Here is an 11,987-nt window from a genome sequence, read left to right as displayed (position 1 = left end):
TGCCCTTTGCGGTCGGCTACGGCTCCCGGGCAGAGATGCGTAAGGCGGAGAGGATTTGCCGGGCCTGATGATTCCCGGCGGTGACCCCGCGACGTTTTTCGCTTCCGAAGGAGAAATCCACCAGATGGATGGTTCGGAGGGCAACCCAAGCTTGCTCGCTGGAGAAGGGCAGATTGGCCGCCTTGAGTTTCTTCTCCAGGAGCCGGTCGAGCAGGAAGGCCAAGGCGGCGACGAAGACGTGCGCCCGCACCCGTTTGGGATTGTGGTGGTAGATCGGACGAAGCTCGAGCACGTCCTTGAGCTTCCGGAAGGCTCTTTCCACCTCGGAGAGCTCCTTGTAGGCCCGGACCGCCTCGAGCGGGGAGAGATCCTTTTCCTCGGTGAGGATCACGTACTTCCCCTCCAGAAGCTTTTCGGTCTCCACCGGCTCTTCGGACACTTGGAGCTTGCCTGCCCGCAGACTCCAGCGGAAGTAGCGGTGGCCGCGATGGAGAGAGAGGATTCGGGCGACGCAGCTGCCGATCTCTTCCCGATTCCGAAGCTCTCCTTTTTCGATACGCTTGGCGAGTTTGCCCAATTCTTCCCGGGTCTTCGTGACATCCCTCTCCCGCATGGCCTGCTCGTAGGCCAGCCGCTCGGCGCTTTCGACCACGAAGATCCGCTGCCCGGGAAGCGCTCCCTCGACTTCGCAGACCCGATCCTTTTCCTCCGGAGAGCAGGGCTGCCAGGAACCGCTCTGGGCCTTGCGGACATACTCCAAGACCTCCGGGCTCCTTCGCCGGCGTAAGCCGAACAAAAACCCATGCCCCTGGCTCCACAGGAAGCCCAAGTTGGCCGTGCTCACCATCCCCCGGTCCCCGACGAAGACGATCCGACGCAACCCGAAGCGTTTCTCCAAATCGGCGACGATCGGCAGAACTGTTTCCGAATCGTGCCGATTGCCCCGGAAGACATGGTGGGCAATCGGCCAGCCATTGGCCATGACGACCCCCAAGAGGATCTGCCGGTTTCCCTCCCGCTGATCCCGGCTGTAGCCGTATTGAGCCAAACCCTCGGGGCCTTCCCCTTCGAAATAGGAGGAAGTCAAATCATAGAAGACCATCTCGGGCTTAAGAGAAAAGAGATCCCGCAGCCGGGCAAAGAGCCCTTCCTAGGGTCCGCTCCTTCCGCCCGATGAGCTCGTCAAGGGTCCGGTACCACGGCCAAAGGAAGCGGGGGTCGACCCGAACTCGGCCATTCTGCTTCCAGACCGGCCGGATCCGCTCTCCTCTCCCGTCGGGAACGTAGTCGGTCTCCAGCCACTGGGCCAAGGCGTGTTCGCTCCCCGGGGACAAGAGCCGGTTGACCACAAGGACGAACGCCCGTTCCGCAAGGGACAGTCCTTTGCCTTTCCCCCTCTTCTCCTCCAAGAGCTCTTCCATACCCAGCTCCTTCCAGAGATGTCTGGCGACAAGCGTTGGACCCCAAACTGTGGATTCCTGAGGCTCAAGCGCTCTCCGAGAAGCCGGCGCGCTCCGCCCGAGCAACTCCGCGAGCCGATCCAAGTGGGGTGCCAAGAGATCCTTGCGGCCAAGAGTCGCGACAATCCGCTGCTTGACCTGTCCCTTTTCCCGGTAGCTTTCCACCAAGCGGACATACTCCGCCTCGCTCCCGTCCTTCCGACGCAACCGCAGGGTGCGCAGAAACAGGAAATAGCATTACCGGTCGTCACCGTGAATCGCAAGCACAAAAGGCCACTTTCATGCGGCCAAGTTGTTCACAGTGTGGCACTACATTTTTGCAAAATTTCCTTCCCCAACCCTGGAGCCGTCGTCAAAAAGGCCGCTTTTCACCAAACATGGGCCGGCTCCATCGGCGGCTTCGTGAGGAGGAGCGCGCCCGGCAAGCCGAGAGGAAGGCCACCGAGAAGGCGCTTCGGGAAGAGCTCCTTCGGGCCAAGAAGGCCGCCGAGGAGTTCGGGCGGAGGCAAGCGGCCGAATGATCGAACCTTGAAGTTTGCTGACCTATTTCCAAGGGCGTGGCTGCACCGTCAACATCCCGGCACCGCCGCTGCCCGCTCCTCCTGCGGCTGTTGATCGCCGCGTTTTGGGGCTTTTGGACCTTCTCGGCCCCCGGGCAGCTCTACCAGTCGGAAGTCCTGCCCGCTGAAAGTTCCGCGCCCGTGGAGAGCGTGCCCCAGAACGGCGCCACGGCCGCCGCCTGCAACGCATGCCCTCCCGCTCCCGCCCCTGCCAACCAGGCCGCCCCGCAAGCGGCCGGCGGCGCATCTTCGGCCACGCAAGCTCCCCCGGAGAACAAATCCAACGAACCGGCCGACGCCGATCTTCCCAACGTCAAGAAAGCTCCCTGGTTTACCGAGAAAGACCTAAGAAACCCGGAGAGCGAACTCGCCGCCCAGCTTGCGGTTCAATACGGAATCACTCCGAACCCGAGCTCACAATCCGGCTCGAACACGCCAGCGGCGTCCGCTCATGTGGCCAAACCGATGTCGGTGGCCAACGCGCGCATTGTCCAGACGCTGGATAAGGAGTTGAATTTGCAATATAATGGCTTCGACCCCGAAACTCAAGGGCTCTGCTTTACGGATTGGAATTCGACCCTCGCCGACTCGAGCATAGACCTGGGCCGTGGGATCTTTTTGGCCAACTTTCCTTCGCTTGACAATGCCGCAAAGTTAGACCAGACGAGAATATCTCCAATGGGTCAGGCCATGCTGGATGGAGATCTCCACAGACTAAATCCATATTTCGTCGAAGTCCCGGAAATAGAAACCATGAGCGGGGATACCTTTATCATCCCTGCGTCCTCGGCCATCGATCCGTCTAACCCGCCTAGTATAACAAGTTGGCACCGGGTCCCTAAATATGTTGCTGGTCACATTGGGTTCGTGAAATTTGATACCGCGACAAACGACTGGGTGGCCGTCTCCACCAATGTGGACGGCAGTCCCCTATGGAACGTCATGCCGCTTTCCGAGATGCATACCCACGGACCGATGCGCTTTTTTCACTGGAACGGCCCCGTTCCTTATCCTCCAAAACCATGAAGACAAAACTCGACTTCCGCTTGGTCCCGACTTTCTTCCGGTTTAAGTTATTAAAAAGCACAGTCTTATTTAGCGGTCTTCTGCTAGTCGCTGGCCCCCTCTCCGCTGACGTCTTGTTTTCTCCCGTCTCTCGCCCCGCTGACATTAGCGCCGCCGACTGGGAACGGCTCTTTAGAGGAACGCCGCAAATCATTACCGCACACCTTGTCACAACAAAGGGAGTAAGCTGCTATGAGTTTCGAAACTGGGATCCGAGTCCGGAAGTCCGCGGGATGGGGGGTGCCGCAACCTACGTTCAAGTAAAAGACGGGCATGTCACCGTCCCCTGGCGTTTCCAACCCTTTGGAACGATCGACCCTCCATGGGCTTCCCTCGGCTTGACTGAGCGGGAGGCGGTCGAGATGGTAAAGCAAAGCGCAGAAAAAGAGATACAAGTCGTTGGGTTTGAGAACTTACGCGACCATATTCGGAGGGCATACGAGGCGTCGGCCAAGCTGCCAGGACACTCCTTCGATATTCAAAACTATTATCCAGAGAGCATAGAAGCAGAAAAGGAGCTTGGGCTCCTTCCTCCGGACTTTGTTCCGCCGCCACTCTCGGAGAAGGATCAGCACTTTCTTAAGGTTATGCTCGGCCAAGAGAAGGTGAAGCCCCGTTTTACCAAGGAGCAGAACGACGCGATTACCCGGAAGCTGGGCGAACTCGTCCGCGCCAATGCCCTAGGGGACAAGAAGGCGATGGACAAGGCCAATCGGGAGCTCGACGAGATCTTTCACCCTGAGCTTTTTCACCCCAAGCCGTCGGAGCAAAGCGCGCCCCGGCCGAGCAACGCTAACAACAGACAGCGGATGGCCCCCTGCACTCGCAGCGAGCACTCAGGAGGGCGCTTAAACCGCCGATTTCCACGGATGGGAAAGGAAGAATCTTGATCCGCTTACCAAGAGGCATACTGACGGACCGATCCGCTTTTTCCGCTGGATCGGCCCCATTCAGCCCAATTCAAGCCCATGAAACGAAATCTCACCATCCAAAACATGCGGCTTGCTCCCATCCCGTTTCCGATGCGCCACGGCCGCTACGCCTCCCGCTCCTTCGGGCTACCTTCCTTCTCGTGCTGATCCCTGTGCCGCTCTTTACCGCCAAGCCCGCGCATCCCTGCGCCCGAGCATCTCCGCGAGCCGATCCAAGTGGGGGGCCAAGAGATCCTTGCGGCCAAGAGTCGCGACGATCCGCTGCTTGACCCGTCCCTTTTCCCGGTAGCTTTCGACCAAGCGGACCTACCCGAACTTCCGCTGTGTAGTGTCGCAAGTGATTGTAGCAGAACGTTAAGACTTTTTCGTTCTGCCTACATGGCCCATTTGGGCGGGCGAGCAAAGAGGGGGAGCAGGTCGAGCTTTTGGAGCAGTGCGTTGATGTCGGCGGGGATCTTGGAGAAGAACCCGATCAAAGGCCGTCCGTTTGGGGCAAGCCGGATCAAGCGGATCGCCTGAAGGCGGCGGAGCACCTTGGGCACCTCTTCGGTAAACCCTTTGGCCACCCATTCGGTCCTGAGGCGGGCATTCATCCAGAAAGCCAAGAAGCAGATTCTCACGTGGTTGCGGACCCGATCGGGCCGCCAATGATAGACCGGACGGACTTCGAGGTAGCTCTTGAGTTCTGAAAAAGCGGCCTCGACCTCTGCGAGCCGCTTGTAGTGGGTCAGCACCTCCTGAGGAGAAGCCTTGGCGGACGGGAGGTTGGTCTCCAAAGATACCAGCCGTCGATCGCCTCTTCTTCTTTGACCCGCTCTTGGTCAAGCTTCCACCAGAACCGGCCCTTGGCGTCGACTCCATACTGAAAGTACTTATGGGCCTGGATCCGCTGGAGCGCCCGGCCGATCCGGCTGCCGAGCTCGACCGGGTCTGCTCCCTTGCGCGTTGCCTTGGCAATCTGGCGCAGCTCTTCCTCTCCTCGGGCAATGCGGCTCTGCCGCCGCTCCCGATCGCGCATCGCGCGCCACTCCCCTCCGGCAACGACGTAGCGAACCCCTTGGTGCTCGATCTCCATCACCCGGGTTCGATCCGTCAGCCAGAGCTGCCGATCTTTGGGAAGTCGCCGAACGATCTCCTGGAGCTTGGTCCCAGTTGATCGGGTCACGTACTCAAGCTCCATGCCGGTGAGCATCTCCAGATTCCACCGGCTCTTCATCCCGCCATCGAAGACGAAGGTAGCCTCTCGGATCCCGAGTCGGCGTCTGAGAGTCACCAAGAGCCCCGTCAGCGTCGTGCTGTCCGCCCGGTTCCCCCGCAGGACCTCCACATGGATCGGGATCCCCCGGGCATCGGTGGCGACCGCAAGAAGCACCTGCCGCCGATCTTGCCGGTGATCCCGGCTGTAGCCGTACTGCGCCAATCCCTCGGGGCCGTCCCCCTCGAAGTAGACACTCGAAAGGTCATAGAGCACCAAGCTCGCTCCCTCTGGTTGGGCTTCCCGGTAAAGCTTCTTCTCGATCCCGCTCCAAACGCCGTTGAGCCCATCCATCGCCCGGTAGAGATCGTCTTCTTCCAGGTCCTTCTCCTCCAGCCCGCATACCTTAGCCAAAAGCGTCCCGCCTGCTTCCTCCCGAAGGGCGAGCTTGGAAGAGGGAAAGAGAATCCGTCCAAAGATCATCGCTTTCAAAAGCCGCCCCTTCCGCTCCGAACCCACCCCGGAAAGAACCTGATCGAGTCCAAATCGCTGCCACGCTTGCTCGAGGACCGCGATTCCTCCGTAATCCAGAGCTTCCTGCCCTTCCAGTCCGTCCAGGGGCACCAGCTTCTTCCCCTGCAGCAGCGCTCGGACCGCCTGCTGGACCTCCACCGGCATCCGGGTCAGATTGGACAGGATCCTCGTCTTGACCTGCTTGCCCACCCGATACGACTCCCGGACAAGAACGGATCGGTAGACTTTGCCCCTCTGGCAAGTGCGCACCTCTTGCACGTACATGCCTACAATATGCCAAGAGCATGATGCTTATGCAAACAAATGTTATTCACATTGTATTCGCATTACACGTCCTACATTATTTTGCGTAATTCCTTCATGTGCCAAAACAATCCTCAAAATTGTGCGGAAGATGGGCTACTCCGCCTCGCTCCCGTCCTCCGACGCAACTGCAGGGTGCGCAAAAACAGGAAATAGCATTACACTGCAGCATCGTGATGCGCAAGAGCAAAAGGCTAATTGCATGCGATAAAGTTGTTCACAGTGTGGCACTACATTTTGGCAAACTTTCGTTCCCTAACCCTGGAGCCGTCGTCCAAGAGGCCGCTTTTCACCAAACATGGGCCGGAGCGCCCAGTCGGGCGTGTCGGCGAAGGAGCTGTCGGAGGCAGCCGAACCTTGCTTCTTCGCAAACGGCGAGCCGGGGTTGGGGGTGATTCCGGATTGAACCGCAAGCCGAGCGGCCAGCTCGCTCTGTGGGTTTCTTAGGTCATCCGTGTTAAACCAGGGCGCTTTTGGGACGGAGGGAGAGTCGGCGGCGGATGGCTCGTCGGACTTCTTTTTCGGGGGAGCTTCCGAGGGGGGAACATGCGCCACCGGCGGCTTGGTCGGGAGGGTCGGAAGAAGGAAGCGGAGGGCATGGGTCGCAAGCGGCGGCAGGGGCGACGGTGGCGCCGTTCCGAGCCGCCGCCGGCGCGCCGCCTTCGGGCGCAGAGGAGGGCGCGGCTTGGGGAGCCGCGTCTTCAGGGGGCAAGGCTTCCATCTGGTAGAGCTGCGCCGGGGCCGGAAGAGCGGAGGAGAGCCAAGACGCGGCGATGGCCAGCCGGAGGAGCAGAGGGAAACAGCGCCGGCAGCGCATGCCTATTGCCATAGGACGGCGGGCCGCCAAACCGGAAACCCGCCGGTTCGGCAGTCGGGCGCCAATCCAATGCCGGGGTGCTGTTTCTCGTTGGGAGGATCGGCGTGGTTTCGCCCGTGCGCATCGCTTTCGGCCTTGGCTTTTGCCCGCTTGCGCCCGGGAGGCGGGCGTCTACGCACGGGAAAAGCCTCCTGCGAGGCGGCATGGGGGGTGTGCCCGTACGGAACTGCGGCAAAGCGGAGAGCAGCGAGCGGGGGCGTCCGCGGGCGCTGTCCTATGGCTGGAAGTATGGCCGACGAGCAGGCGCCGGCGCCGCGGGCGCGCCATCCTCATCGAACTGCGCTCTTGCTGCGCCCGGGGTGGCCCGGGTTCCGTCGAATATGCCCAGGGTTGATCGTGCTTTGGGCTTGCGGGAGCCTCGCGCAAAATGCGCCGCTTCCCGGCGGGCAGGCTGCTCCGTGCGACGGTTGCGCGCCTGCAGAGAATTGCTGCCCGCCCCTCCCTCAGGACGCAGCCGGAGCAGCCGGCACGAAGGCCTCCGCCGATTCCGGCGCCGGCGCCGCAAGCGGAGGGGCAAGCCAGGCGCCTTCCGGGAATCCCGGTTCGCCCGAGCAACGGTCGGCGAGCGGCAATGCAGCCGCCGCCGGAGGATCGGAGCAAGCCGTGACCCCGGGACAACGGCTTCGGAATTCCGCCGAGCAGATGGTAGGGAATTCTCCTTCGGACGAGGGACCGGACGGGGGAAACAAGGCGTGCGTCTGGAACCTCAATAAGGTCCTGAAAAATGGAGGACTTAAGACATTTCGGACCTTATACACGCCGGACGTATACAATGAGCTCGAGAACGGCCGTGGGATCGAGATCTCCCAAGATCAACTACAACCCGGGGATATCGTCATCAGCCCGACCGTAGGAAAAAACGCCGGTCACATCGGAGTTTACATGGGAGATGGGCAAATCTACTCGAACAGCTCGAGCCGGCACAACTTCCTCGACAACTTTACCCTAACCAGTTGGAATCGGTACTATGGAGGTCGGGGATTGACTACGCGCTATTTTCGTCTGCGATATTGAACAGGAGCCTGTTATGTCTCTTCTTTTGTCCTGCTTGCTCTTATTCTTCTCCGCAGCGTGGGCTGTGAACGAGCGGCCGCCGGAAATCCCCCGGAAGTTCTGGGAAGAGCTTGAGCCCGGGGCAAAGGAAAGGACAGTGGATGCCAAGGCCGTCGGGCCGGACGGAAGCATCTACTTTTACATCGGTGTGGTCGACTCCAGCGGAGAGGGAGGCGGCTCGTTCATCGTCCAGGTCAAGGATGGAGTGCCGAAGATGATTACCGGCGGAGGCGGTGCTCCCAACCTCAGCGAGGTCGGCATTCCCCAGTCCGTAGCGGACTCCTTTGCGGAACAGGAGCTGGCCACTCGGCTGGAAAAGGGAGGGCCAGGGCTTTTCCATCGCTTGCGCGATTCCATTATGCAAGAGTACCAAGAGGCCCTTCAACAGGGGTATAGCACTGGCGAGCTCGCGGATCCGGCCTACGTGAAAGCCTATAAAAAGTTCGGACTGGTCCGGTCGGACTTCTCTCCTCCTCCGCCACCGATATTTAAAGATGGCCGCTATGTGCCGCAGCAACCGGCCGGCGGCGAGAACAGGAAGAAGTAGGCTTCCCGCGGGGCACGGGCTTTTTGCTGAATGTGGAGGAAGGGATCCGCAGGAGATCCGTGCGAAGCGCGGGCCGAAGGCATGCGCTCCTCGACCTTCGCGAGGAGGGGGAGGAAACGCCGGAGGCCCGCACGCGAGAAGCAATCAACGGTCCCGGCCTTCGCGGCTGCCGGGAACGCGAGGGACCAGGTGCCGGGCATCGCGGTTTTCCGCTTCCACCTGATCCTTCAGCTTCCGGACATACTCGCGCAGGGAGGGGTCTTCCCGGCCGATTTCGCGGGCAAGCCGCCCGACGGCATGCGTTTCCCTTCCCATGACCCGCTCGTCCTTGCGGATCGCCGCTTGATCCCGTTCGAGCCTCTCCCGATCGTCCCGGAGCCGCTTCCACTCTTCCGGATGGAGGGCTTTGTCCCTTTGGGCGCGCACGAGATCTTCTCCATATTTCCGATGCAGGGCCAGAAGCTCCTTGCGGCTGCTTTCAAAGATATGGACGTGCCGGCCGGCCTGGGTGACGATCTCGCAGGCGGGGGAGTGGGACTCCCTGGCCCGCGCCCGGAGAGCTTCCATCGCCTTCTGCGCATGGCTCGGCACCGGGGACCGGTGGTGGGTCGATGACGGCGCGGAGGGGACGCGCGGAAAATCGCGCCCTTCTCGACGGGCTTCTTCGGCCAGGACGCCGGCTTCCTTCCGCAGCTCGGGATGCTCCCGGCCGAAGCGGGCGGCGTCGTCTGCCAGCGTGCGGGAGCCCTGCTCGACGATTTCCCGCTTTTGCCCGAGGAGCTGCCGGTCATGGAGCAGCCTCTGCCGGTCCTCGGCCGCCCGCTCGGGATGGAGGCGTTGGTCTTGCTGGAGCTTCGCGCTGTCCTTGACCACTCTTCCGGCCTGGTCAAAGAACTGCTCCCTCCGGTGCTGAAGCCGCGTAAATTCTCTTTCGAGCCGCCGTTCCTCCTGCGGCGCTTCTCCTCCGATCTCCCGGGAGGCCTCATGGAGATGCCGGAGGGCTTCGCGGGCATGGGCCGGGGCGGGCGGATCCGCGCTCGCGCGGGAATGCGGGTGCGCCGGAGAGTGCCGGTGGGAGAGATAAGCCTTGGGATCGCTGGGAAACTCGATGCCGTACTCATCCCATCCCGCGAGCGGAAGCGGATCCGGGGATTGGCGAGGCTTTTCCGCATGCCGCTTCCTCTCGGGGGCTTCGGCTGCCGGGCCGCTTTTTTTGCTGAGCTCGTCAAGTCTCATCCGAAGTTCCGCAAGTTCTTTCTGTGCCTGATCGAGCTTCTGGTTCATCGCGACCAGCAGCGGATCGGGGGCGGCCGCCTTGGCATCTTGGGCGGGAGACGGCCCGGACTGACCCTGGGTCGGGACGGCCGGAGGGGGATTCCGGGCGGGAGGCTCCGTTTTCGCCTCGGGCTTCCTCTCCGGGCTGCTCTCCAACCCATGGTTGAGTTCTTTCCAAGCCGCCGCCGACCAATGGCCGAGCTCATTCCAAGCGGCCGCCGCTCCCCGGCTCAAACCTTCGCCGATCCGGCTGACGAACTGGTCGAGCTCCCGCTCGACGGGAGAGGACGGGGGAAAAGGGGAAGGGTGCCCTTCCTCCGGCTTCCTGGCTTCTTCAGGCATGGCTTCCTCCGGGTTTGGGCCGACGACGGCCTCTTGTCTTTGTTGTTAGTCGATCGGGCCTCTCCGCGCATCGGGCCGGGCAAAGTTGTGTCGATCGATTGACAGATTTCTTGCTTTCCGGCACGCTGCGGGTCCGCGCTTCCCGTCCCACCGTCTCCGTATGGCCATCGCCCCGCCGCGCCCTCATGGAGAGCGGAGGCGGCGCCCTAGGGCGGCGATCCGGGTTCGGCTGGCGGTCGGCATCCTGCTCTGGACGGCGGCGGCGCCGGGTGCGGTCGGGGGACCGATTTCCTCGGAGGAGATCGGGATCGATGAGCTGACTCCGGAGAAGGCGGCCGCACGGCTCGAGCTCCGGCGGCCTCCGGATCCCGAGGAGAACTGGACCAAGGGTTTCGTTGTCGGCGGCTTCTTCGGTGGTGCCTGGCCCACGACGCAAAGAGTTTCGGGCATCGCCCGGACGCCGGAAGGTCTGCAAAGCTCCCATGGCTACTCGCAGCCTCACACCGGCATCTTCACCGGCCCCTATCTCGGCTACAACTTCATGGATGCCGGCTTGCCGCTGACCAAGGACGGGAAATGGAAGGCGATTCCCGGAGTGCTCCTGATCCTCAACTATGCCGAGATGAGCTCTTCCGCTCTCTCCTACAGTTCCTCTTCGGAAGGACCTACCGCTTCCAGCGGGTCGAGCCGGACGTTTCTCCCGGAAATCGGCGGTGTCGTCATCTTCTCCAATCCGACCCGCTTCGTGCCGTTCCTGGGCGCAACGGCCGGAGTGGCGCTCTCCTGGACGAGCGGAAATTCGGTGATCAGCCCGTCCGGAGAAGAGCTGGTCGCTCCGGGACAGACGGTCTTCACCTACGCCCCGTCGACCAAGGTTCTGGCGGGGATCGCCATCCGGATCGTCCCTCACTGGAACTGGATCCTCGGATACGCGACCCGCTTCATCGCTCCCACCGAGTCGACGGTCGAAGGGCTCCATCCGGACGTCGTTTCCGCAATCAGCTCCCGCACCGGCTGGTACCAGGACTTCGAAGGGTGGGTCGCCCTCCAGTATGACTTCGGCACGATCCGGCAGGCGCCCGCGGCACCTTGAACATCGGCGAAAGCCTGTCGGCCTGCTATCCTGATCCATCCCAAAAGGCTCGTTGTCCGGGCGGTTTCCGATCCCGGATCGCCGGAAGGCGGGCTCACCCTGCATCACCAATAGAACCTTCCGGCTCGCCGCCCGGCGGAGGAGCCGCGGGATAGGTGAGGCGCCTATCCGCGACCCGCGCCCAGGGGGTGATCCGGTGCGGCCGGCGGTGGGTCGCGTCGAGAAGATGGACGACCGGGACGCCGCGCACGAGCAGGGCGTCCGCGACGAGGGAACGGTGGCAGCGCCAAGGGACCGTCTCCGCGCAGAGGAGGACGAGAGGAGTCCGGCGGGAAGTTTGTTCCAGGCGGACCACGGCGGAGGCGAACTCGGGGGTCTGCATATAGTCGGCGAAGGCCCGAAAGCTGGAATTGCGCCAGGCTCCGTTGGGCGAGTCCCGTTTCGGGTGGCGAAGACCTCCGAGGACGGCCCAATGCTCGTAGCCGATCCCTTCCGCCGCGAGTGCCGCCGGCAGTCTCTCCCGATTGAACTGCGGGTTATGGCGGGAGCGGGGAATGGTCCGGATGTCGACGACAAGCCGGATTCCCGCGGCTTTGAGGATGAGAACGAACTCGCCCAGGGAGCGCGTGCCGTGTCCAAGCGTAAAGACGGCAGAGGAGGCTGGGGGCGGGGAAGCCGGGTTCACGGAGAAAGATAGGCTTTTTTTAAACGGCAGTGCAAAAATCCGCTTCGATCCCTCTCCTCGAAACCG

Annotated in this window: 13 protein-coding genes; 6 read left to right on the top strand and 7 right to left on the bottom strand. The window is 62.1% G+C overall.

Going from position 1 to position 11,987, the window contains the following annotated elements:
- Positions 1 to 16: 16 nt before the first annotated feature.
- On the bottom strand, positions 17 to 1,102 hold the full coding sequence (locus MTHMO_RS10890) for an IS1634 family transposase (protein WP_237394787.1): 1,086 nt from the start codon (positions 1,100 to 1,102) through the stop codon (positions 17 to 19).
- Positions 1,103 to 1,109: 7 nt separating this feature from the next.
- Entirely contained in the window at positions 1,110 to 1,628 is a 519-nt protein-coding gene (locus MTHMO_RS10885; protein WP_237394786.1) for a hypothetical protein, read from the bottom strand.
- Between the two features lie 209 nt (positions 1,629 to 1,837).
- Between MTHMO_RS10885 and MTHMO_RS05390 the strand changes: the two genes are divergently transcribed.
- The 3 genes from MTHMO_RS05390 to MTHMO_RS05380 all read left to right on the top strand — a co-directional run bounded on the left by MTHMO_RS05390 (position 1,838) and on the right by MTHMO_RS05380 (position 3,975).
- A complete protein-coding gene (locus MTHMO_RS05390; RefSeq protein WP_202213869.1) occupies positions 1,838 to 1,981 on the top strand; it encodes a hypothetical protein in 144 nt (47 codons plus the stop codon).
- Between the two features lie 180 nt (positions 1,982 to 2,161).
- Positions 2,162 to 3,046 carry a hypothetical protein gene (locus tag MTHMO_RS05385; RefSeq protein WP_202213868.1) on the top strand — a complete coding sequence of 295 codons (885 nt, stop codon included), beginning with the start codon at positions 2,162 to 2,164 and terminating at the stop codon, positions 3,044 to 3,046.
- Positions 3,043 to 3,975: a hypothetical protein gene (locus MTHMO_RS05380; RefSeq protein ID WP_202213867.1), complete on the top strand. Its 933-nt coding sequence runs from the start codon at positions 3,043 to 3,045 to the stop codon at positions 3,973 to 3,975. The genes MTHMO_RS05385 and MTHMO_RS05380 overlap by 4 nt, the downstream gene beginning before the upstream one ends.
- A 204-nt stretch (positions 3,976 to 4,179) precedes the next feature.
- Here the strand turns inward: MTHMO_RS05380 and MTHMO_RS05375 are convergent, their stop codons facing one another.
- The 3 genes from MTHMO_RS05375 to MTHMO_RS05370 all read right to left on the bottom strand — a co-directional run bounded on the left by MTHMO_RS05375 (position 4,180) and on the right by MTHMO_RS05370 (position 6,010).
- Positions 4,180 to 4,317, bottom strand: coding sequence for a hypothetical protein (locus MTHMO_RS05375; protein ID WP_202214932.1), 138 nt, complete (start codon positions 4,315 to 4,317; stop codon positions 4,180 to 4,182).
- Between the two features lie 74 nt (positions 4,318 to 4,391).
- Positions 4,392 to 4,793, bottom strand: a complete 402-nt coding sequence (locus MTHMO_RS10880) for a hypothetical protein (RefSeq protein ID WP_237394785.1) — start codon at positions 4,791 to 4,793, stop codon at positions 4,392 to 4,394.
- On the bottom strand, positions 4,745 to 6,010 hold the full coding sequence (locus MTHMO_RS05370) for an IS1634 family transposase (protein WP_237394784.1): 1,266 nt from the start codon (positions 6,008 to 6,010) through the stop codon (positions 4,745 to 4,747). The genes MTHMO_RS10880 and MTHMO_RS05370 overlap by 49 nt, the downstream gene beginning before the upstream one ends.
- A 1,519-nt stretch (positions 6,011 to 7,529) precedes the next feature.
- On the opposite strand from MTHMO_RS05370, the gene MTHMO_RS05365 reads away from it, so the two are divergent.
- Together MTHMO_RS05365 and MTHMO_RS05360 are read left to right on the top strand one after the other, a co-directional pair.
- Positions 7,530 to 7,940 carry an NlpC/P60 family protein gene (locus MTHMO_RS05365; RefSeq protein WP_202213866.1) on the top strand — a complete coding sequence of 137 codons (411 nt, stop codon included), beginning with the start codon at positions 7,530 to 7,532 and terminating at the stop codon, positions 7,938 to 7,940.
- Positions 7,941 to 8,004: 64 nt separating this feature from the next.
- Entirely contained in the window at positions 8,005 to 8,526 is a 522-nt protein-coding gene (locus MTHMO_RS05360; RefSeq protein ID WP_202213865.1) for a hypothetical protein, read from the top strand.
- A gap of 144 nt (positions 8,527 to 8,670) precedes the next feature.
- Here MTHMO_RS05360 and MTHMO_RS05355 read toward each other — a convergent pair whose 3' ends face one another.
- Positions 8,671 to 10,143: a hypothetical protein gene (locus tag MTHMO_RS05355; RefSeq protein WP_202213864.1), complete on the bottom strand. Its 1,473-nt coding sequence runs from the start codon at positions 10,141 to 10,143 to the stop codon at positions 8,671 to 8,673.
- 160 nt (positions 10,144 to 10,303) lie between these two features.
- Here MTHMO_RS05355 and MTHMO_RS05350 point away from each other — a divergent pair, with 160 nt between their 5' ends.
- Positions 10,304 to 11,236 (top strand): hypothetical protein, encoded by a 933-nt coding sequence (locus MTHMO_RS05350; RefSeq protein ID WP_202213863.1) that lies wholly within the window; start codon positions 10,304 to 10,306, stop codon positions 11,234 to 11,236.
- A gap of 94 nt (positions 11,237 to 11,330) precedes the next feature.
- Here the strand turns inward: MTHMO_RS05350 and MTHMO_RS05345 are convergent, their stop codons facing one another.
- A complete protein-coding gene (locus MTHMO_RS05345; RefSeq protein ID WP_202213862.1) occupies positions 11,331 to 11,921 on the bottom strand; it encodes a DUF488 family protein in 591 nt (196 codons plus the stop codon).
- Positions 11,922 to 11,987: the final 66 nt, after the last annotated feature.

Source organism: Methylacidimicrobium sp. AP8, from assembly GCF_903064525.1.
Classification (GTDB): domain Bacteria; phylum Verrucomicrobiota; class Verrucomicrobiia; order Methylacidiphilales; family Methylacidiphilaceae; genus Methylacidimicrobium.
This window is presented reverse-complemented; position numbering and strand designations above follow the sequence as displayed.